The following is a 20,675-nucleotide window of genomic DNA, read 5'->3' as shown; positions in this document are numbered from 1 at the left end:
CGTGCTCCGCAACCGCGTGTTCCGGGCCCTGGTCACCGTGCAGCTGATCAACGCGATCGCGGTGTGGATTCACGTCGTAGCGGTCCAGTGGGTACTCACCGAGCGCGGCGAGTCGGCGCTCGTGATCTCGCTGGCGCCCGCCGCGATGGCCGTGCCGTTCATCCTGCTGTCCATGCCCGCCGGGGTGATCGCCGGCTACGCCTCCCGCAAGAAACTCATGGCGGGGGCCACCACCACCTCGGCCGTCGCGGCCGCCGCGGCGTGTGTGCTCACCGCCGTCGGCCGCGACCAGGCGTTCGCCATGGTGTTGTCGGTGCTGTTGGTCGGCTCCGCACTGGTACTGGTGGGTGTCCCGTGGCAGTCGCTGCTGCCGGAAACCGTCGAGCGGGAGGACATCCCCGCGGCCGCGGTGGTGGACGGCGCCGTGTTCAACGTGGCGCGCGCCCTCGGCCCGCTCATCGCCGGGATCGGACTGGGGCTGGTCGGTGCGGCGTCGACCTTCGCGCTCGTGTCCTTCCTCGCGGCGGCCTGTGCGGTGTTGCTGATCCGGTCCGAGCGCGGCTCGCCCGATCGCACCCACCCACGTCGGCCGATCCTGCCCGAGCTGGTCGGCGCGCTGCGGTTCGTCGCCTACTCCGCCTGGACCACCCGGTTGCTGGTCCAGCTCGTTCTGTTCGGCATCCCGTCCAGCGCACTGTGGGCCCTGATTTCCCTCGTGGCCTACGACCGGTTGGAGATGAACTCCGACGGGTTCGGCGTGATCATGGCGTTGGTCGGGGCGGGAGCGGTAGTCGCGGCGTTCGCCCTCGGCGGGCTCCGGCGGCGCCTGCGGGTGCGGACCTTCGCGGCACTCGGCGCGGCGACATACGGCGTGGCACTGCTCGTCCTGGCCATGTCCACCTCGCCCGTCGTGGTGGGGGTGGCGGTGTTCTGCGCCGGCGCGGCCTGGGTGAGCGTGCAGAGCACGTGGATGAGCATGGGGCACCAGTTCTTCCCGGACTGGATCCGTCCGCGCCTCATCGCCGTGATCCTGCTGGCGTTCCAGGGGACGCAGGCGGTGGGCGCACTGGTGTGGGGCGCGCTCACCGATGAGATCGGGCTGCAGGGGGCGCTCGCGATCGCCGCGGCGGTGCTCGCGGTCAGCGCGATCTCACTGAGGTTCGTGGGACTCGGTGCGGAGTCCGGGATCGAACCCGTGCTCACCGCCGATGTGGCCGAGGTCGGTGGGGGCGGCGCCGCGGGTGGTGGTCCCGTGGAGGTGCGCTACACCTATCGGGTCGACGACGACGACCGCGCCCAGTTCCATCTGGCGATGAGGGATCTCAGGCGCTCACGGTTGCGCCTGGGCGGTCGCGACTGGCGGTTGGAATCCTCGGTCGACCTGCCGGGGGAGTACACCGAGACCTACCGGGTGGCCGACGTGGCCGAGTTCCTGGAGCAGGAGCGCGGGCGACTGACGGTGCCGGAATCAGCTCTGCGGGAACGCGTCCATGGGTGTGCCGCGAGCGTCAGCGGTCCCGAGTTCCGGACCGTTGCCGGGCGCTGACCCGGTGCCTGCCCGCGCCGTTGCCGCGATGCCGGAAGGTGTGAGGATTTCACCGCCGAAATCTCGTGAACTGAGTTCAAATCGGTGATACGGTGAATCGCATCACACGAGTTGTGCGAATCGCCGATCTGATTCTGGGAGTCACCATGGACAACACCGCCGACCTGCTCGTCATCGGGGCCGGAATGGCCGGACTGACCGCCGCCGCGCGTGCCACCGCGAACGGCGCCACGGTCACGGTCATCGAGAAGGCCGCGGGGACAGGCGGTTCGGCGCAGTTCGCAGGATATGCGTGGACCGCACCCACCAGGGAGATGATGGCGGAGATCAACCCCCATGGTGAGCAGGCGCTGCGCAACGCCGTCGTGGACGACTTCGCTGCGGGGCTCGACTGGATCCGCGGGCGCGGCGTCGAGTGCGCCGACGGCGTCCCGGTCCTGCGGTACGGCATCGGCCACGCCTTCGACACCGTCCAGTATCTCGACGCCTGCGTCAGGGAGATCAAGGCCGACAGTGGGCAGGTGGTCACCGGTGCCGACGTACGGTCCCTGGTCACCGAGGGGGGCGCGGTCATCGGCGCCGATGTGGTGGTGGATGGCGAGTCGGTCCGGATCCGCGCGGGCAAGGTGCTGCTCGCGACCGGCGGTTTCCAGGCGAACCACGAGCTGATCGACGAGCACCTCCACGAGAACGCATCCCGGTTCCCGCTCCGGTCCAATCCCGACAGTGACGGCGGCGGGCTGCGTCTGGCCACCGCGGTGGGCGCCGACATAGGACCGCGTGACGCGGGCTTCTACGGTCACCTCGTCCCCGCGGGGCTGCCGTTCCGGGACTCCGGCGACTTCGTGGGACTGTCCCTCTACTACTCCGAGCACGCGCTGCTGTTCAACCTCGAGAACAAGCGATTCTACGACGAGACCCAGGGCGACCACCTCACCGCCAACGCACTGATGGAGGAGCCCGAGTCGCGCGGCCTGCTCGTCGCCGACGCCCGTGTCTACGAGGAGTTCATCTGCGGCTCCTACGTCGAGGGCGCGATCGCGGTGGACAAGTACACCGAGACCGCCAAGCGCGGCGGCAGGTGTGGCATCGCCGAAACGCTCGAGGACTTCGAGTACCTGCCCGAGGAATGGGGCTACGACGGCGCCGCGATCGCCGCGGAGATCCGCGAGATCAACGCCGCCGGCCAGAAGGTGATCCCGCCCCGCGAGTACGACTTCAGCCCGCTCGACCGTGGGCCGTACTACATCATCGAGACCAGCCCCGCGGTGACCTTCCCGCTGGTGGGCATCCGGATCGACGAGCACGCCTCGGTGCTGCGCGCGGACGGCAGCCCGATCCCGGGCCTTCTCGCCGCCGGGTCCGACGTGGGCGGGATCTACCGTCGCGCCTACGCCGGGGGCATCTCCGCGGCCCTGGTGTTCGGACTCCGGGCCGGCGACGCCGCGACCCGATAGGAGAGACGCCTCGATGGCCGACACAACACACTTCCCGCACGCGTTCTCCCCGTACACGATCGGGCCGCTCACGCTGCGCAACCGTCTCGTGGCACTGCCCGCCGGCACCAGCATGGCGCTCGACGGCGTGCCCACCCACGGCGACGAGGAGCACTTCGAGCGGATCGCCGCGGGCGGGGTGGGGCTGATCATCGGCGGCGCGACCGTCGTGCACCCGTCCACCACGCTGCGCTCCCGCAAGCTGGTCGAGGCGTACATCGACGAGGTGGTGCCCGCGCTGACCGAGAAGGCGCAGGCGGTCCACCGACACGGCGCCAAGATCATCGGCCAGCTGTGCCACCTCGGTCGTGAGTTCATCGGTGGCGAATCGGACTCGCCCCCCACCGCGCCGTCCGCCATCAAGACCGTGCGCGACGCCTACCCGCCACACGAGCTCTCGGTCGAGGAGATCGCGGACATCGTGCGCGGCTGGGCCACCTCGACCGCGAACCTGGTCCGCGCCGGGTACGACGGCGCCGAGATCCATGCCGCCCACGGGTACCTGCCCGCCCAGTTCATGTCGGAACTCACCAACAAGCGGACCGACGAGTACGGCGGTTCGTTCGAGAACCGGATGCGCTTTCTCGACGAGGTGGTGGCCGTCATGCGTGCGGCACTGCCCGAGAACATGGTCCTGGGAGTGCGACTCTCCGGCGAGGAGGAGATCCCCGGCGGAATGGGGATCGACGAGTGCGTTCAGATCGCCGAACACCTCGCCGCGTCCGGGGCGGTGGACTACTTCAGCATCACCCACGGCACCCGCGGAAAGTACGTCAAGGACTCCAGCAACCCGGACGCCGTGGCCGTGGACTCCGCCGCCCGCGTGCGCGCCGCGACCGGGCTGCCGGTGCTCGTCGGTCAGCGGATACGGGACGCCGCCACCGCCGACCACATCGTCAAGAACGGCAGGGCCGACCTCGTGGGTATGGCCCGCGCGCTCATCGCCGACCCGGACCTGCCGGAGAAGTCCCGCGCCGGGCGACTGACCGAGGTGCGCGGCTGTCTGGGGATCAACCAGGACTGTCGCGCGTTCGACCCGCACCTGCACTGCGCGGTCAACGCCGAGATCGGGCGAGGCCGCCACGTCGCGTTCGGCGTCCCCGCCACCGAGCCGAAGGACGTGGTGGTGATCGGTGGCGGTCCGGCCGGACTCGAGGCGGCCCGGGTCGCCGCCGGCCGGGGCCACCGCGTCACCGTGTTCGAGGCGCAGACCGAACTCGGCGGAACCGTGCGGGTGGCCGCACGCTCGCCGCACCGGGCCACGATCTTCGACATCGTGGACTACCTGACCAACGAGATGCGCCGACTGGGTGTCGAGGTGAACCTCGGCGCCCGGATCGAACCCGATGATCTCGCCGACATCCTGGAGATGGCCGACCACGTCGTCGTCGCCACAGGGTCGTCACCCGGGCCGGTTCCCGCACCGACCACCGGCGCCCCCGCTCTGGTGAGCGTCGACGACGTCCTGGGGGGCACGATCCCGGACGCGCCCGGACGTGCCGCGGTCTACGACCCGGGCGACGGGTTCTGGCCGGCCTACAGCGCGGCCGAGGCGCTCCTCGCCGGGGGGTGGGAGGTCGACATGATCACCCCGCTGACCGCACTGGCACACCGCGTGCCCGCCGAGAGCGTGGGCCCGCTCATGTCCCGCCTGGGGGCGGGCGGCGCCCGCCTGCACGTCGCGAGCGAGCTGTCCCTGGGCGACGCCGGCGCCGGCGCGGCGATCGTCCCCGCGTTCGGCGGCACCGCGACCGCGATCGAACCGGACCTCGTGGTGTGGCACACCCCCCGCGCGCCAGTCGACCACCTGGCGCGAGAACTGGGCCTCCGGGCGACGGTCTCGGTGATCGGGGACTGCGTGACCCCGCGGCGGATCAGCCACGCGATAGCCGAGGGATACCGAGTGGGAGTGGAGATCTGATGACCGGGAACACGACGATGCAGGCCTGGCAGTGGACCGGCACCGGGCGGCCGCTGACCCTGGCCACCGTGCCCGTACCCGTGCCCGGACCCGACGAGGTCCTGCTCCGGGTCCGCGCGGCCGGGATGTGCCACTCGGACGTCGGAGAGCTCGACGAGCCCTCGTGGGCGGCCAACATCCACAAGAACCCGGTTACCCTCGGACACGAGATCGCCGGGGAGGTCGTGGCCGTCGGCACTGACGTGAACGCCGACCCGGAGACCGCCGGCGTCGTCGTCGGTGGACGGTACGGCGTGCACCCACTCGGCGTCACCGTGCCCGGATACGGGCGCGACGGCGGCTACGCCCCGTTCCACGTCGCCCCCGCCGCCGACCTCGTACCCCTGCCGGACGGCCTGGGCTACGAGCTGGGCGCGCTGGGGACCGATGCCGGGATGACCTCCCACCAGGCCGTCGCCGAGGTCGCGGGCGTCCGCGCGGGCCACCGGGTGGGGATCATCGGACTCGGTGGCCTCGGGCAGATCGGCGCACGCATCGCCGTGCTGCTCGGCGCCGAGGTCCACGCCGCCGACCCGAGCCCCTCCGCACGCCGGCTGGGCGAGGAGGTCGGGGCCACCTCGGTGGTCGCGGACGCGTCCGACCTGGCGGGCCTCGGGCTCGACGCCGTGATCGACTTCGCCGGGTTCACCTCGACCGCGCAGGCCGCCGTAAGTGCGATCCGCGTCGGCGGCGTGGTGGTGATGGTCGGGATGGGCGCGCACACCAGCGAGCTCGTCACCGCCGACGTGATCCACCAGAAGGCCGTGATCCGCGGATCATCCGGCGGCACCAAGAAGGACATCGAGGCCGTCTACGCCTACCTGAACGACGGACAGATCTCCCCACAGGTCCAGCGGCTCACCTTCGAGCAGGTCGACCGGGGGATCGACAGGCTGCGGCGCGGTGACGTCACCGGCCGTCTCGTCGTGACCCTGTGACGCTGTTGTGTCCCTGAGCCGGTAACGACTGCCCCCGCGATGGCGCGGGCGCACCCGAGTTGTGTGACGAGAGGAAGAACGAGATGACGACGAGTGGTTCCGACGGCAGATTCGCGGACTCTGTGGCGGTGGTGACCGGCGCCGCATCCGGGATCGGCGCGGCGGTGGCCCGGCAGCTCGCGGCGGAGGGCGCGCGCCGGGTCCACGTGGTGGATCTCGACGAGGATGCGGCGGGCACCGTGGCCGCCGGGATCGGTGGGGTGGCGCACGGGGTGGACGTGGCCGACCCGGACGCCGTCCGGCGTCTCTTCGAGCAGGTCGCGTCCGAGGACGGGGGAGTGGACGTGGTGGTGCACGCCGCCGGCGTCGACGACCCGGTGGCGAAGGGACACATCTACGAGGCCGCCGACTCCGGGGAGCCCGTGGACGTCCTGAGCCGACTGGATGACGGCCGGTGGCGCCGGATCCACGCCGTCAACCTCGACGGGACCTTCCACATCCTGCGCGAGGCCGTCCGCGTCATGCGCCCCGCGGGCCGGGGTTCCATCGTGACCATCGGCTCGTCGGCGGCGTTCGACACGCTGGTGGGCTACCCGCACTACGCCTCGTCCAAGGCCGCGGTGCACGCGCTCAGCCAGTCGGTGGCCAAGGAGGTCGTCCACTTCGGCATCCGGGTCAACACCGTGGCGCCGGGGCCGGTCGACACCGCGATGGCGGCGCGGACGCCCGAGTCCGTGCGCAAGGCGATGAACTCCGGGAGTGCGTTCGGCTACGCGACCCCCGAGCAGCTCTCCGAGAGCATCCTCTACCTGGCGTCGGACCAGGCGTCGAACGTTGTCGGCGCGGTGCTGCTGAGCAACGGCGGGCGCTTCACGGTCTGAACCGCTCGAGTTCCTAAACATCCTCTTCCCAAACTGTGACTCATGCCATATAGTTTGAATGAAGTGAGTTCAGTTTAAGTTTCGGAGGAAGGGATGGACAGATGGGGTCGAGAAAGCTCGGGGTAGCACTGACGGGCACCGTCGCGGCGATGCTCGTCGCGACGGCGTGCGGATCGTCGCAGGTCTCGGATTCGGAATTGGCGGGATCGTGGGATGAGATCGTCTCCGCGGCCTCCGACGAGGGTGCGGTGACGCTGTATTCCAGCCATGCCCCCGCGAACCTCGAGGCGCTGAAGCTGGCGTTCGAGGAGGAGTATCCGGACATCTCCCTGACGTATGTCCGCGGGACGGACGCCGACCTGATCCCCAAGGTCGAGGTCGAGAACCAGACCGGCAACTCCGTCGCGGATGTGCACATGACCACGGATGCGGGATGGGTCCACCGGGGTGCGGACTCGGGCCAGTTCTCGGTGCCGGTGGTCGCCCCCGCGGTCGAGGCGCCCGACTATCGTGCCGAGGACGCGATGCTCGGCGACACGTTCTTCATGACGAGCGCCACCTCGATCGGGCTCGCCTGGAACACCGATGAGGTCCCGGAGGGGCTCGAGACGCCGCAGGGTCTGCTCGATCCGCGGTTCGACGGCAGGGTGGGCGTGGTGTCTCCGGCGGGATTCCCGGCCGTGGTCCACATCTACAAGCGTATGGACATCGACTACGCTGACGGGTTCGTCGAGGGCCTCGCGCAGTTGAACCCCCAGATCTATTCCAGCGGGCCCGGCGTGACCCAGGCACTGGCCTCAGGAGAGGTGTGGGTGGCGCCAGGGGCGTCGATGGACGTGCTGGTCGAGCGCGACAAGGGCGCACCGGTCGACTTCGCGCTGCCGCCCAACCCGATCGGCGTGCCGTTCTACTCGCACGTGCTCTCCGCGGCCCCTAATCCGAATGCCGCCCAGATTCTGGCCGAGTTCATGCTCACCGAGAAGGGGCAGGAGGCGCTGTCGGGGAACTACATCTCGGTGCTACCCGGCGTGCCCGGCACGGGTGTCGAGGGTTCGGATGTCGTAGCGCAGGATCTCGAGACGGCCGACCCGGAGTCGATCGAGCCGGACGCGGTCACCGAGTATGTCGGCTGGTGGGAGGGCCTGTTCCTCGGTTGACAGGTGTCTTCGCAGGTATGCGCCCGAAAGTGCCCTGCAAGTTAATGCTTGTGACCTATTGCATAGTGGTGACCTTCACCATAAACTCATCTTGAATCGACTTCAGTTCGAGCATAGATCGCACTATTGAAATGAGGAAGCTCGTGCGAATTTCCAGAATCAAGACCGCCGTAGCGGGTGTCGCCGCCGCAGCGCTCGTCCTGTCCGGCTGCAGCTCCGACGGGGGGAGCTCCTCGGAGCTCGCCGGGTCGTGGGACGAAATCGTCGCCGCCGCCACCGAGGAGGGGGAGGTCACCATCTACTCCACCCACTCGCCCGACAACCTCGAGAAGCTCAAGCGGGCCTTCGAGGCGGAGTATCCCGGGATCACCCTCACCTACGTCCGCGGCACGGACGCCGACATCCTCCCGAAGATCGAGGTGGAGAACTCCACCAACTCGGGAGTCGCGGACGTGCACATGACCACCGATGCCGGCTGGATCGACCGCAGCCTCGAGAGTGAGTACTCGGCTGAGGTCGTGGCCCCGTCGCTCGACACCCCCGAGTACGACCGGGCCGAATCCGTGATCGACGACAAGTTCTTCCTCACCAGTGCGACCGTCTTCGGCCTGGGGTGGAACACGACACACGTCCCGGACGGGCTGTCCTCCCCGGATGACGTGTTCGCCCCGGACCTGCGGGGCAAGGTCGGCATCCAGAACCCGAACGGCATCCCCACCTACGTCGACATGTACCGCAGGATCAACGAGGACTACGGCACCGGCTTCGTCGACCGCCTGCCGGAGACCCAGCCGCGGATCTACCCGAGCGCCGTGGCGATCACCCAGGCGCTGGCCTCGGGTGAGGTCTGGGTCGCGCCGATGGCCGCCAGCAACATCCTCACAGAGAAGGCAAAGGGTGCGCCGGTCGGCTTCGCGCTGCCCGCGAAGCCCTTCGGTGTGCCGTGGTACACGCACGTCCTGTCCTCGGCGCCCAACCCCAATGCCGCCCAGCTCCTCGCCGACTTCCTGATCACCCCGGCCGGCCAGGAGGCCATCTCCGCCGACTACCTCGCGGTGCTCCCTGACGTCCCGGGCACGGGTGTGCCGGGATCGGACGTGACCGCCCAGGCGGTCGAACTGGGCGACCCGGACAGCCTCGACCCGGACTCGGTCCAGGAGTTCCAGGCCGAGTGGGAGCGCAAGTTCATGGGCTGACGCCCGGACGTGCCGGCTCCGTAGCTGTTCGATACGAATCAGAGGTCTGATCGAAATGACAAAACCAGGCTCGCGCACCCAGTGGCGACAGCGCCTGTTGTACGTGCCACTCGTCCTGGTGCTCGCGTACCTGGTCGTCTGGCCGCTCTACAAACTCCAGTCGCTGGCGTTCGCGGACGGTGCCCGCGGATACCGGTCGCAGTACGGCCGGTCCGACATCGTCGACACCCTGCAGACGACCGCCGCCCTGGCGTTCTTCTCGCTCGTGATCGCGATGGTCTGCGGGACCGTCCTGGCCTACGCCACCACGCGGCTTCCGCGGCGGATGGGCTTTCTGAAGATGATCCCCATCCTGCCGATCGTGATCCCGTCCGTCGCCAACGTCGTCGGGTTCGCGTTCCTGCTCTCCCCCGGCCCCGGCTACATCAACATGGTCCTGCGGAAGCTCCCGTGGTGGGATCACCTCCAGGCCGGGCCGGTCAACGTGTACAGCCCCACGTGGATCATCATCATCACCGGTTTCAGTCTGACCTCGTTCGTCTACCTGTTCGTCAGTGCGGGTATGCAGAACATCAGTGGCGAGCATCTGGAGGCGGCGCAGATCAGCGGCTCGACCTCCATCGGGACGTTCTTCAAGATCGTGCTCCCCCTCCTGCGTCCTTCACTGATCTACGGAGCCGGCGTCGCGTTGCTGCTGGGGCTCGGACAGTTCACCGCGCCCCTGCTGCTCGGCCAGAACGAGGGGGTCAAGGTCCTGGCGACGGAGATGTACCTGCGCGCCTCCGAGTCGCCGATCAACTTCGCGGCCGCGGCCGCGGCCGGGTCCCCGTTGGTGATAGTCGGCATCATCGTGGTCTTCGGACAGAAAATCCTGCTCGGCAACCAGTCGCGGTTCGTCACGCACGGTGGGAAGTCCTTCGCCCCGGTGTCCGGCTCCTCGATCTGGGCCGCGGTGATCGTGGGGCTCTACGGGATCGTCGCCCTCGTGCTCCCGCTCGTCGGCGTGATCATGGTCTCGCTGATGCCGTACTGGTCCGGATCGCTGTCGTGGGACCTGTTCACCCTCTCCAACTACCGAGCACTGGTGACGACCCCCGGCATCGTGGACTCCGTCGTCACCAGTGTGGTGACCTCGATCGCGGCCGTCGTGATCTGTGTGCCGATCGGGTTCGGTGTGGCCAATCTGATGGTGCGTAACAAGGACCTCAAATTGCTCCGGACCATCGCGGACCTCATCACGGCGATGCCGATGGGGATCCCCGCCGTGATCTTCGGCGTCGGCTTCCTGTTGACCTACACCGAGCCGCCGCTGATCCTGTACGGAACCAAGGCCGTGATCATCCTCGTGTACGTGGTTCTCATGATCCCGTTCGCGACGAGGATGCAGCTCACCGCACTGATCGCGATGGGCGACAAGTACGAGGAGGCCTCGTCGGTCTCCGGGGCGGGGCCGCTGGCCACGATGCTCCGCGTGACACTGCCGATGCTCCGGCCCACGATTCTCAGTGCCGTGGCACTGATGTTCATCCTGTTGACCCACGAGTTCGCCGCGTCCCTGATGGTGCGCTCGGCGACCACGCAGGTGATGGGCACCCTGCTGTACGACCACTGGAGCAACGGCTCCTACACCCTGGTGGCCGCGATGGCGATCCTCATGTCCGCCGTCACCGGCGCGGGCGTGGCGGTCGCGATGCTCATCGGTGGTCGCAACGTCCTGGAGAAGTTGTGAGTCCGCGTGGCCCGGCCGCCGGGCCCTGCGACGGTCCGGCCGCGCACCGCCGGCACCACGAATGTGAGGAGAACTGATGACCGCCAAGATCGAGATTTCCGGTCTCACCAAGCAGTACGGCACGAACGTCGTCGTCGACGAGCTCGACCTGGAGATCGAGTCGGGCGAGTTCCTCGTCCTGCTCGGTCCGAGTGGATGTGGCAAGACCACGACGCTGCGATGCCTCGCCGGGCTCGAGACCCCGGAGAAGGGATCGATCACCTTCAACGGTGAGTCGATGTTCGACGCCGGTGGCCGGGTGAACGTTCCCCCGAACAAGCGGAGCATCGGGATGGTGTTCCAGTCCTACGCGCTCTGGCCCAACATGACGGTGCGCAAGAACATCGCCTATCCGCTCAAGGCCCGCAAGATGAAGGAGGCCCTGGCCGGGGGTCGTGTCGAAGAGGCTGCGGCGATGGTGGACTGTGGCCACCTGCTCGACCGGTTCCCCGCGCAGCTCAGCGGCGGGCAGCAGCAGCGCATCGCGGTGGCGCGGGGGATGGCCGCGAGGCCCGACCTCATGTTGTTCGACGAACCACTCAGTAACCTCGACGCGCTGTTGCGGGACCAGGTGCGGACCGAGATCCACCGGCTCCACGCCGAGCTCGGTTTCGGAGCCGTGTTCGTGACCCACGACCATTCCGAGGCATTCGCGCTGGGGGACAGGTTGGCGATCATGAAGAGCGGCAAGATCGAGCAACTCGCGACACCGCAGGACGTCTTCGACCAACCGGTCAGTGAGTACGTCGCGGACTTCATCGGGATGTCCAACCGGCTCGAACTACACCGCTCGGGTCTGGAATGGATCACCGCGGCCGGGACGGAGCTGCCGCTGAGGTTCGACACGAAGGGGGCCGACGCCGTGGCCGCACGTCTGTGGCCGGACGACATCACCCTCCACAGCCGGTCGGAGGATGTCTCGGATCGCGAGGTCGTGCTGAACGCGACGCTGGAGTCCGCGGAGTTCGGCGGCCGACACTACGACGTCCAGGTGGCCGCCGGCCCGGAGACCTACCGCCTGAGGGCCTCCTCCGCCGTGCACGGCGAGTGGCTGCGGACCGCCACGGTGGGCGAGCCGGTGGCCATCAGCTTCCGGTCGGAGAGTCTCACGATCTACCCGTTGGACAAGGCGCTCGTCGCGGCCTGAGCCGGGGTGTCCGGCCTGTTCGCAGGCTAAACCGAACCAAGTTCAAAATGGGGGTTGACGAACGATTCTCGACCCTGTAGACATGAACTGAATCCAGTTCAGGAAACTTTGAAAGGAACCATCATGGTGCAGACCGATCACGTGCTGTTGGAGAAGGACGGCCCTGTCGCCCGCGTCTGGCTGAACCGCCCGCACGTCAAGAACGCCGTGACGGTGGAGCTCCTCCACCGCCTGGACGAGATCATCAAGGAGGTCGACGCAGACCCCGACCTCCGGGTCCTCGTGCTCCGGGGCGTGCAGAACCAGTTCTGCTCGGGCTTCGACCTCAACGAGCTGCTCGGCGACTTCGTCGGTACCACCAACGCCATGGACGTCGGCGTGCTCTCGGCCCAGGTGTGTGACCGCCTCTACTCGATGAACACCCCGTCCGTCGCCGTTCTCGAGGGCTTCGTCACCGCCGGTGGCTTCGAGCTCATGATCTCGTGTGACTTCGCGATCGCCGCGGACGACGCGAAGATCGGCGACTTCCACATCCGTCGCGCCCTGTTCGGCGGCGCCGGCCCGATCTACCGCCTCCCGCGGATGATCGGCCTGCGCAAGACCAAGGAGCTCATGCTCACCGGCAAGCTGCTGTCGGGCAGGGAGGCCAAGGACTTCGACCTCATCAACGACTCGGCCCCGGCCGACAAGTTGGACGAGTGCGTCGAGGACTTCATCTCGGAGCTGACGGACAAGAGCCCGTTCATGATGAAGCTGACCAAGATGGCCGTGAACCAGGGTCTGGACGCCGACATCAAGTCGCTCATGATCATGGAGCACTTCGCGGTGGGCAACTCGCTGCAGTCGGCTGACGGCAAGGAGGGTGTCCAGGCATTCCTCGAGAAGCGTGAGCCGAAGTGGATCGGCAAGTGATCTGACGGTTGACGGAGCGGGAAACCCCACAGAACAAGGAGTGCTACAGATGAACCAGGACCAGACCCTCTCGCCGCGGTTGCGGGGGAGCCGGTGCGATCACTGTGGGACCGTGGCGTTTCCCGCGTCCGTGAGCTGTCAGCGCTGCGGCGGATCCGACACGACCGAGATCCCGCTCTCCGGCACCGGCACGGTGTGGACCGCCACGATCCAGCGGTTCCCGCCCAAATCACCACCCTATGTCCCGCCGGCCGACGGGTTCCGCCCCTTCGCCGTGGGGTATGTCGAACTCCCCGAGGGCGTCAAGGTCGAGGCCCTCCTCGACGGCGACTCGCCGGCCGAACTCATCGGCAGCGAGGTCGTGCTGGTCGAGTCCCATCCTGTGCCGCACTTCGCGATGTCGGCGGCCACCCCCGAGGAGAACTGATGTCGGATGTGTTCATCGTCGGTGCCGGACTGTCGAGGTTCGGACGCCAGGACGGGGTCACCGGCCGACAGATGGCCGTCACCGCGATCCGGACCGCCCTCGCGGACGCGGACCTGACGTGGTCCGACGTGCAGATCGCGTTCGGTGGTAGCGACGGATCGGGACTGGCGGACACCCTCGTCGCCGATCTCGGGCTCACGGGGATCCCGTTCACCAACGTCAAGAACGGGTGCGCCACCGGTGGCAGTGCCCTGGTCTCCGCGATCAACGCGATCCGCTCCGGCGCGGCCGAGGTGGCGCTGGCCGTGGGCTTCGACAAGCACCCGCGCGGCGCCTTCGACCCCCGGGCCGAGGAGTGGGGACTGTCCGAGGGGTACGGCACCCACGGTCTGATGGTCACCACACAGTTCTTCGCGATGAAGATCAGCCGCTACATGGCCGCGCACGGGATCTCCGATACGACGCTGGCCCGGGTCGCGGAGAAGGCCTACCGCAACGGCCAGCTCAACCCCAACGCGTGGCGTCGCGACCCCAAGACCATCGAGGAGATCGCCGGTTCGCCGATGGTCAACGATCCTCTGACCCAGTTCATGTTCTGCAACCCCGGCGAGGGCGGCGCGGCGATCCTGCTGGCCTCCGAGGCCGTGGCGGCCCGCATGGGCGGCCGCGCCGTCGCCGTGCGTGCCGTGTCCACCGGGACCCGCCCGTTCGGGTCGTTCGAGGTGTTCTCCCCGGCAGTGCAGGGCGAGGGCGAGCCGAGCAGCGTCAGCACCGAGGTCGCGCGCCGGGCCTTCGAGACCGCGGGCGTCGCGCCGGCGGACATCGATGTGGCCCAACTCCAGGACACGGAGTCGGGCGCGGAGATCATGCACATGTCGGAGTGCGGCTTCTGCGAGGACGGCGAACAGGAGTTCATACTCGAGCGCGGCGACACCGAGATCGGGGGACGGCTGCCCGTCAACACCGACGGTGGTTGTCTGGCGAACGGTGAGCCGATCGGCGCCTCGGGGCTGCGGCAGGTCCACGAGATCGTCACGCAGCTCCGCGGCGAGGCCGGTGACCGGCAGGTCCCCGGCGATCCTCGACTCGGGTTCACCCACGTCTACGGCGCGCCCGGGATCAGCGCCTGCACCGTCCTGGAAGGGGGCCGGCGATGACCGAGCAGATCCCCCAGCAGCCCGCCGGGCTGGCGGACTTCATCGACTCGGCCCGTGGATGGCTGGAGACCGTGGCCTCCCCGCGGCAGTCCCGCCCCTGGGGTGAGGGATCCGACGCCGTGGTGGTGTTCGAGAACTGGACCCCGGAGCAGGAGCGCGTCGAGACCGATCGACGTCGGGACTACGAGAAGGCCAAGTTCGACGCCGGATTCGGAGCGTTGACCTGGGGAGCCGAGTACGGTGGCCAAGATCTGCCGATCGCGTTCGACCTGGCGTTCCGCCGGCTCGAGGCCGAGTACGACCTGCCGCAGCGCACCGAGATGTTCCCGGTCACGCAGCAGCTCATCGCCCCGACCATCGCGCAGTGGGGGACCGAGGAGCAGCGCGCCGCGTACGTGCGTGCGATGCTTCGCACCGACCTCATCGCCTGCCAGCTGTTCTCCGAGACCGAGGCCGGATCGGACCTCGCGGCGGTGCGCACCCGGGCCGTGCGGTCCGGCGACACGTGGACCCTCAACGGTGCCAAGGTGTGGACGTCGGGAGCGCCGGTGTCCGACTACGGCGTGGCCGTGTGCCGGACCGACCCGGACGTGCCCAAGCACCGGGGGCTGACGGTCTTCATCATCCCGCTGGACACCCCGGGGATCACCGTGCGGCCCATCCGCCAGATGACCGGTGGCTCCTCCTTCAACGAGGTGCTGATCGACGGTGTCGAGCTGGATGACCGGTATCGCCTCGGTCCGGTGGGGGAGGGCTGGAAGGTCGCGCTCACCGTACTGGCGGCCGAGCGTCTGGACTCGGGCAACCTCGGACTCGACAACGCCGACCAGGCCGTCGAGCTCGCGAGGAACCTCGGGCGGGATCTCGACGCACTCGAGCGGGACCAGGTCGCCGACCTCATCTGCCGCAGCTTCGTGCAGAGGCTGGTGGGGATGCGCGTGGCGGCCGCGGTCGTCGCGGGGCGCGAGCCCGGGCCGGAGGCATCCGTCGGCAAGCTGCTCGCGACCGACACCATGGCCCGCACCTCGGAGACCGTGCGCGCCCTGCTCGGCCCCGAGCTCACCCTTCGCGGGGACAGGTGGGGGACCTGGGCGTGGACAGAGCACGTGCTCGGCGCCCCCGGCTACCGAATCGCCGGTGGCACCGACGAGATCCAACGAAATATCCTCGCCGAGCGTGTGCTCGGCCTACCCAGGGAGCCGAGGGCATGACCACCGCCGACACCACCCACGAGGCGCAGCTGCGTGAGCGCGTCGTCGCCGGACTCGGGGCGGCCGGCGTGGCCGGACCGTTCGGAACCCTCGAGCCGATGCTCGGGGGACACTCGGGGCTGACCTACCGGATCGCCGGCGCCGACGAGGAGTTCGTCGTCAAATCCGTGCCCCCGGGCCAGAAGGCGATCGGTCGCCACGACATGCTGCGCCAGGCCCGCATCATGACCGCCCTCGCGGACACGGACGTACCCGTTCCCGGCATCCGCGCGACCGACGAGTCCGAACCGGCCTGGTTCGCCATGGACCTGGTCCGCGGCGAGTCACTCGAGCCGGTCCTGGACGACCCCGCGGTCGAGCCCTCGTTGGCCGCCGCGCGGATGCGACGTGCCGCCGAGATCCTCCCGGTCCTGCACGGCGTGGCGCTGGACTCGCTGCCCGTCGACGGCGAGGTGCTCTCGCCGACGGCTGAGCTCAAGCGCTGGGCGCGCACGATGGCGGCGGTCCCGTCGGAGCTGGTGCCCGACGCCGAGCGGTTCGAGTCGCTGCTGGCCGCCCGGATCCCCGATGCGGTGGATCCCGTCCTCGTGCACGGGGACTACCGGCTGGGCAACATCCTGTCCGACGGCACCGATCCCGCAGCCCTCATCGACTGGGAGATCTGGAGCCCGGGCGACCCCCGCGTCGAACTCGGATGGTTCCTGGTGTTCGCCGACGGGACCAATTTCCCGGGAGTCGGCCGGGTGGTGGAGGGCCTGCCCACCGCCGAGGAACTGATCGATATCTACAGCGCCGCGGCCGGCCCGCTCACCGACTTCACCTGGTTCGACGCGCTCGGCCGGTTCAAGATGGCCGCGATCATGGGCCACAACCTGCGGCGTCACCGCGAGGGTCGGCATCACGATCCGGCCCAGGAGCAGCTGCCCGACACGATCAACCGACTCCTCGTCACCGGCATCGAACGCCTGGCCTGACGCGACACCTTCAGAAACGAGACAGATCATGGACTTCGCGTTTTCCCCGCGCACGGCGGAGCTCGCCGAGAAGCTTCAGGTGTTCATGGATGAACACGTGTACCCGGCCGAGGAGGTGTACGACCGGCAGATCGCCGAGAACGACAACCCCCACGAGCAGCCCCGGGTGATGCGGGACCTCCAGACGATCGCCCGCGAGCAGGGCCTGTGGAACCTCTTCATGGCGCACGGCGACCTCGGGGCCGGGCTGACGAATCTCGAGTACGCCCCGCTGGCCGAGATCGTCGGCCGTTCGCTCATCGGCAACGAGGCGATCAACTGTTCCGCCCCCGACACCGGGAACATGGAGATCCTCGCGCTGTACGGCACGGAGGAGCAGAAGAAGCAGTGGCTCGAGCCACTGCTGCGCTGCGAGATCAGGTCGGCGTTCGCCATGACCGAGCCGGACGTCGCCAGTTCGGACGCCACGAACATCTCCACCAGCATCATCCGTGACGGCGACGAGTACGTGATCAACGGACGCAAGTGGTACGCCTCCGGAGTGTTGGACCCCGACTGCAAACTCATGATCGTGATGGGCAAATCGGACCCGAACGAGTCCACCTACCGCCAGCAGTCGATGATCCTCGTCCCGATGGACGCCGAAGGCGTGACCGTCGTGCGCGACCTGCCGATGCTCGGCTACCACGACCGCCTCGGCCACGGCGAGGTCCTCTTCGAGAACGTCCGCGTTCCGGCGACGAACATGCTCGGTGAGGAGGGCGGCGGGTTCGCCATCGCCCAGGGCCGGCTCGGCCCCGGCCGGATGCACTACGCGATGCGCGCCATCGGTATCGCCGAGCGGGCACTGGAGATGCTGTGCCAGCGTGCCACCGACCGGGTCGCCTTCGGCGAGCCGCTCGCCAGGCGCGGCGTCATCCGTGAGTGGATCGCCCGCAGCCGTATCGAGATCGACCAGATCCGGCTCATCACCTTCAAGGCGGCCTGGCTCATGGACACCCAGGGCAACGCCGCGGCCCGGTCCGATGTGGCCGCGATCAAGATCAGCGCGATGGAGACCGCCCACCGGGTCGTAGACCGTGCGGTGCAGACCTACGGGGCCGCCGGGGTCAGCGACGACAACGTCCTCGGGCGCTTCTACTCCCTGACCCGGGCATTGCAGATCGCGGACGGCCCTTCCGAGGTTCACCTGCGGACGATGGCGCGGCTGGAGTTGAAGAAGTACACCCCCTCGAAGGAGAGCGAGCGATGAGCACCTCACCCCGACTACTCGACGGCAAGGTGGCCCTGGTCACCGGTGCCACCCGTGGGCTGGGGAAGGCCACGGCGCTGGCCCTCTCGGAGGCCGGCGCGACCGTCATCGTCTCGAGCCGTAAGGCGGACCAGTGTGAGGCGGTCGCCGAGGAGATCACCGAGGCCACCGGGATCCCGGCCCACCCACTTGCCCTGCACGTGGGTGACTGGGACGCGATCGAGCCCGCCGTGGACGCGATCGTCGCCGAACACGGGTCGATCGACGTGGTGGTCAACAACGCCGGCATCGCGCCCCTGGCCCCGACCTCGCTCGAGGTCTCCGAGGGCCTGTTCACCAAGACCATCGACGTCAACCTCAAGGGACCGTTCCGGCTGATGGCCGTGGCCGGCGACCGGATGGTCAAGGGCGGCGGCGGCTCGATCATCAACATCTCGAGCATCGGCTCCGAGCGCCCGAGCCCACAGGAGGCCACGTACGCGGCCGCCAAGAACGGACTCAACGCCCTGACCAGGGCTTTCGCCCAGGAGTACGCGCCGACCGTCCGGGTCAACTGCATCATGCCCGGTGCATTCGCCTCGGACATGGCGGCGGACTGGGACGAGGAGTTCCTGGGACTGGTCGTGAACCGGCTGCCCGCGGGGCGGCTCGGCGATCCGCGCGAGCTCGCGGGCATGGTCGTTCACCTGGCCTCGGATCAGGCGGGGTACACGACCGGCGCGATCATCCCAGTCGACGGCGGGCGGACGGCGGTCTACTGATGCCCACGCCCGCGGAAATGTTCGACCTGTCCGGACGCGTGGCCGTGGTGACGGGAGCGTCCTCCGGACTGGGGGACGGGTTCGCCCGCACCCTCGCCGCCGCGGGCGCGACCGTCGTGGCGGCGGCCCGGCGGGCCGACCGGCTGACCTCGCTCGCGGCTGATCTGCCGGGCCTCGTCCCGGTCGAGTGCGACATCACCGTGCCCGCCGATCGAGAGCGACTGATCGCGGTCGCCTCCGAGATCGACGGCGGTGTCGACATCCTGGTGAACAACGCCGGACGGCCCGGGCCCCCGGACGCACTGACCGAGAGCGCCGAGGAGTTCGACGACATCCTCCGGGTCAACCTCACCTCCGGATTCCACCTGTCGGTGGCCGCGGTCAACGCCCTGCCCGAGGGCCGGGGCATGTCGATCGTCAACATCTCCTCGGTGGTCGGCCTGGTCTCGACCGCCCCGATCGGTGGCGCCGGGTACGCGGCGAGCAAGTCCGCGGTCATCGGCACCACCCGCGAGCTCGCGGGCCAGTGGGGCCGGCGGGGCGTCAGGGTCAACGCAGTGGTGCCTGGCTGGTTCGACACGGAGATGACCGACGGCCTGTTCACCAACGACAAGTCGGCCGGCTGGGTGCGACGCAACTCGATGCTCGGCCGGGGCGGCCGGGCGGGCGAGGTGGACGGCGCGGTGCTGTTCCTCGCCTCCGACGCCTCCAGCTACGTGACCGGGCACGTCCTCACGGTCGACGGCGGGTGGACGGCGCGATGACGGGAACGGGATCGGCGGCCGCAGCCGGGCTGCCGCCGGAGATGCGGGCCCTCAGGCTCCACCAGTGGGGTCAGGCCCCGACCCTCGACCGCGTGCCGGTTCCGCGGCCCGCGCCGGGCCAGGTGCTGCTCCGTGTGGACGCCGCGGGCCTGTGTCATTCCGACCTGCACATCATGGACGCGAACGCGGGGGTGCTGCCCTACGAGCTGCCGTTCACCCTCGGCCACGAGGTCGTCGGCACGGTCGTCGAGGTGGGCGATGCCGCGGACATCGAGTGGATGGGCCGCACCTGCGGTGTCCACGGCGTCTGGTCCTGCGGTAGCTGTCGCAAGTGCCTGGCGGGCCGGGACAACTACTGTGTGACGCTCACCGGACCGATCGGCTGCGGCACCGGCCGCGACGGCGGACTCGCCGACTACATGCTCGTCCCGTCCGTCCGGCACCTGGTGGAGGTCGACGCCGCCGTAGGACCCGCTGTGGCCCCGCTGACCGACGCCGCCCTCACCGCCTACCACGCCGTGGTGTCGCAGCCGGTCGACCCGGCCGGGGCGATCGTCGTGGTGATCGGGATCGGGGGCCTCGGCCACCTCGCGGTGCAGGTGCTCGCCGACCGCGCGCCCGCGGTGATCATCGGCGTGGACCCCCGCGAGTCCGCCCGGGAACTCGGGCTGCGCCTCGGCGCGGACCACACGGTGGCCTCGGTCGCCGAGGCCGCGGCGCTGGTGTCCGAGGTGTCCGGCGACACCGGCGCCGACCTCGTCATGGACTTCGTCGGCGCGGGACAGACCCTGGATGCCGCCGACGGACTCATGGCAACCGGGGCCACCCTGGTCGTGGTGGGCTCGGCCGGCGGGCACCTGACCGTCGACAAGAAGGGCTCACTGCCCCGCGGGTGGCGCGTCGAGGCCCCCTTCTGGGGCCCGCACCGGCACCTGCGGGACGTCGTGGACCTCGCCGCGGCCGGGACACTGTCCGCCGTCGTGGAGACGCGGAGCCTGGATGAGGTCCTGAACGCCTACGAGGAGCTGCGGCACGGCCGGGCGGACGGCCGCCTCGTCGTCGTCCCCTGATCGGGTCACTCCCGCCCACTCGGACCCGGTCGCCGGTCCCACACCCCACCCACACCTT

At 69.2% G+C, this 20,675-nt stretch carries 18 protein-coding genes; all 18 read left to right on the top strand.

Features of this window, described 5'->3' with window-relative positions; all coding sequences use genetic code 11:
- Nucleotide 1: 1 nt before the first annotated feature.
- The 18 genes from K3888_RS12815 (at nucleotide 2) to K3888_RS12730 (ending at nucleotide 20,617) form a co-directional block, all read left to right on the top strand.
- Nucleotides 2–1,546, top strand: coding sequence for an MFS transporter (locus tag K3888_RS12815; protein ID WP_230930663.1), 1,545 nt, complete (start codon nucleotides 2–4; stop codon nucleotides 1,544–1,546).
- Nucleotides 1,547–1,692: 146 nt separating this feature from the next.
- Nucleotides 1,693–3,003, top strand: a complete 1,311-nt coding sequence (locus K3888_RS12810; protein ID WP_230930662.1) for an FAD-binding protein — start codon at nucleotides 1,693–1,695, stop codon at nucleotides 3,001–3,003.
- 13 nt (nucleotides 3,004–3,016) lie between these two features.
- A complete protein-coding gene (locus K3888_RS12805; RefSeq protein WP_230930661.1) occupies nucleotides 3,017–4,963 on the top strand; it encodes an FAD-dependent oxidoreductase in 1,947 nt (648 codons plus the stop codon).
- Nucleotides 4,963–5,940 (top strand): zinc-binding dehydrogenase, encoded by a 978-nt coding sequence (locus K3888_RS12800; RefSeq protein WP_230930660.1) that lies wholly within the window; start codon nucleotides 4,963–4,965, stop codon nucleotides 5,938–5,940. Before K3888_RS12805 ends, K3888_RS12800 begins: the two co-directional genes overlap by 1 nt.
- 83 nt (nucleotides 5,941–6,023) lie before the next feature.
- Nucleotides 6,024–6,821 carry an SDR family NAD(P)-dependent oxidoreductase gene (locus K3888_RS12795; RefSeq protein WP_230930659.1) on the top strand — a complete coding sequence of 266 codons (798 nt, stop codon included), beginning with the start codon at nucleotides 6,024–6,026 and terminating at the stop codon, nucleotides 6,819–6,821.
- A 101-nt stretch (nucleotides 6,822–6,922) separates the two neighbouring features.
- Nucleotides 6,923–7,978: an ABC transporter substrate-binding protein gene (locus tag K3888_RS12790; RefSeq protein ID WP_230930658.1), complete on the top strand. Its 1,056-nt coding sequence runs from the start codon at nucleotides 6,923–6,925 to the stop codon at nucleotides 7,976–7,978.
- Nucleotides 7,979–8,121: 143 nt separating this feature from the next.
- Entirely contained in the window at nucleotides 8,122–9,174 is a 1,053-nt protein-coding gene (locus K3888_RS12785; RefSeq protein WP_230930657.1) for an ABC transporter substrate-binding protein, read from the top strand.
- Nucleotides 9,175–9,229: 55 nt separating this feature from the next.
- Nucleotides 9,230–10,903, top strand: a complete 1,674-nt coding sequence (locus K3888_RS12780; RefSeq protein ID WP_230930656.1) for an ABC transporter permease — start codon at nucleotides 9,230–9,232, stop codon at nucleotides 10,901–10,903.
- Nucleotides 10,904–10,979: 76 nt separating this feature from the next.
- Nucleotides 10,980–12,089, top strand: a complete 1,110-nt coding sequence (locus K3888_RS12775) for an ABC transporter ATP-binding protein (protein ID WP_230930655.1) — start codon at nucleotides 10,980–10,982, stop codon at nucleotides 12,087–12,089.
- Nucleotides 12,090–12,212: 123 nt separating this feature from the next.
- Entirely contained in the window at nucleotides 12,213–13,001 is a 789-nt protein-coding gene (locus tag K3888_RS12770; protein ID WP_230930654.1) for an enoyl-CoA hydratase/isomerase family protein, read from the top strand.
- 49 nt (nucleotides 13,002–13,050) lie between these two features.
- Nucleotides 13,051–13,428 carry a Zn-ribbon domain-containing OB-fold protein gene (locus K3888_RS12765; protein ID WP_230930653.1) on the top strand — a complete coding sequence of 126 codons (378 nt, stop codon included), beginning with the start codon at nucleotides 13,051–13,053 and terminating at the stop codon, nucleotides 13,426–13,428.
- Entirely contained in the window at nucleotides 13,428–14,585 is a 1,158-nt protein-coding gene (locus K3888_RS12760) for a thiolase family protein (RefSeq protein ID WP_230930652.1), read from the top strand. Before K3888_RS12765 ends, K3888_RS12760 begins: the two co-directional genes overlap by 1 nt.
- Complete coding sequence (locus K3888_RS12755; protein ID WP_230930651.1) at nucleotides 14,582–15,796, top strand: acyl-CoA dehydrogenase family protein; 1,215 nt, start codon at nucleotides 14,582–14,584, stop codon at nucleotides 15,794–15,796. Before K3888_RS12760 ends, K3888_RS12755 begins: the two co-directional genes overlap by 4 nt.
- Nucleotides 15,793–16,770: a phosphotransferase family protein gene (locus K3888_RS12750; RefSeq protein ID WP_230930650.1), complete on the top strand. Its 978-nt coding sequence runs from the start codon at nucleotides 15,793–15,795 to the stop codon at nucleotides 16,768–16,770. Before K3888_RS12755 ends, K3888_RS12750 begins: the two co-directional genes overlap by 4 nt.
- A gap of 28 nt (nucleotides 16,771–16,798) precedes the next feature.
- Nucleotides 16,799–18,022, top strand: a complete 1,224-nt coding sequence (locus K3888_RS12745; RefSeq protein WP_230930649.1) for an acyl-CoA dehydrogenase family protein — start codon at nucleotides 16,799–16,801, stop codon at nucleotides 18,020–18,022.
- Nucleotides 18,019–18,783, top strand: coding sequence for an SDR family NAD(P)-dependent oxidoreductase (locus tag K3888_RS12740; protein ID WP_230930648.1), 765 nt, complete (start codon nucleotides 18,019–18,021; stop codon nucleotides 18,781–18,783). The genes K3888_RS12745 and K3888_RS12740 overlap by 4 nt, the downstream gene beginning before the upstream one ends.
- The gene (locus tag K3888_RS12735) at nucleotides 18,783–19,547 is read left to right on the top strand and encodes an SDR family NAD(P)-dependent oxidoreductase (protein WP_230930647.1); all 765 of its coding nucleotides are present in this window, start codon (nucleotides 18,783–18,785) and stop codon (nucleotides 19,545–19,547) included. The genes K3888_RS12740 and K3888_RS12735 overlap by 1 nt, the downstream gene beginning before the upstream one ends.
- Complete coding sequence (locus tag K3888_RS12730) at nucleotides 19,544–20,617, top strand: alcohol dehydrogenase catalytic domain-containing protein (protein ID WP_230930646.1); 1,074 nt, start codon at nucleotides 19,544–19,546, stop codon at nucleotides 20,615–20,617. Before K3888_RS12735 ends, K3888_RS12730 begins: the two co-directional genes overlap by 4 nt.
- The last annotated feature ends 58 nt before the right edge of the window (nucleotides 20,618–20,675 follow it).

Source organism: Dietzia aurantiaca (genome assembly GCF_021033825.1).
Taxonomy (GTDB): Bacteria; Actinomycetota; Actinomycetes; order Mycobacteriales; family Mycobacteriaceae; genus Dietzia; species Dietzia aurantiaca.
Note: the sequence above shows the minus strand (reverse complement) of the source record. Positions and strands in the feature narration are given on the sequence as shown.

Coding starts and splice junctions, on each gene's coding strand:
- K3888_RS12810 (WP_230930662.1), top strand. CDS start 1,693: ATGGACAACACCGCCGACCTGCTCGTCATCGGGGCCGGAATGGCCGGA.
- K3888_RS12805 (WP_230930661.1), top strand. CDS start 3,017: ATGGCCGACACAACACACTTCCCGCACGCGTTCTCCCCGTACACGATC.
- K3888_RS12800 (WP_230930660.1), top strand. CDS start 4,963: ATGACCGGGAACACGACGATGCAGGCCTGGCAGTGGACCGGCACCGGG.
- K3888_RS12795 (WP_230930659.1), top strand. CDS start 6,024: ATGACGACGAGTGGTTCCGACGGCAGATTCGCGGACTCTGTGGCGGTG.
- K3888_RS12790 (WP_230930658.1), top strand. CDS start 6,923: ATGGGGTCGAGAAAGCTCGGGGTAGCACTGACGGGCACCGTCGCGGCG.
- K3888_RS12780 (WP_230930656.1), top strand. CDS start 9,230: ATGACAAAACCAGGCTCGCGCACCCAGTGGCGACAGCGCCTGTTGTAC.
- K3888_RS12775 (WP_230930655.1), top strand. CDS start 10,980: ATGACCGCCAAGATCGAGATTTCCGGTCTCACCAAGCAGTACGGCACG.
- K3888_RS12770 (WP_230930654.1), top strand. CDS start 12,213: ATGGTGCAGACCGATCACGTGCTGTTGGAGAAGGACGGCCCTGTCGCC.
- K3888_RS12765 (WP_230930653.1), top strand. CDS start 13,051: ATGAACCAGGACCAGACCCTCTCGCCGCGGTTGCGGGGGAGCCGGTGC.
- K3888_RS12760 (WP_230930652.1), top strand. CDS start 13,428: ATGTCGGATGTGTTCATCGTCGGTGCCGGACTGTCGAGGTTCGGACGC.
- K3888_RS12755 (WP_230930651.1), top strand. CDS start 14,582: ATGACCGAGCAGATCCCCCAGCAGCCCGCCGGGCTGGCGGACTTCATC.
- K3888_RS12750 (WP_230930650.1), top strand. CDS start 15,793: ATGACCACCGCCGACACCACCCACGAGGCGCAGCTGCGTGAGCGCGTC.
- K3888_RS12745 (WP_230930649.1), top strand. CDS start 16,799: ATGGACTTCGCGTTTTCCCCGCGCACGGCGGAGCTCGCCGAGAAGCTT.
- K3888_RS12740 (WP_230930648.1), top strand. CDS start 18,019: ATGAGCACCTCACCCCGACTACTCGACGGCAAGGTGGCCCTGGTCACC.
- K3888_RS12735 (WP_230930647.1), top strand. CDS start 18,783: ATGCCCACGCCCGCGGAAATGTTCGACCTGTCCGGACGCGTGGCCGTG.
- K3888_RS12730 (WP_230930646.1), top strand. CDS start 19,544: ATGACGGGAACGGGATCGGCGGCCGCAGCCGGGCTGCCGCCGGAGATG.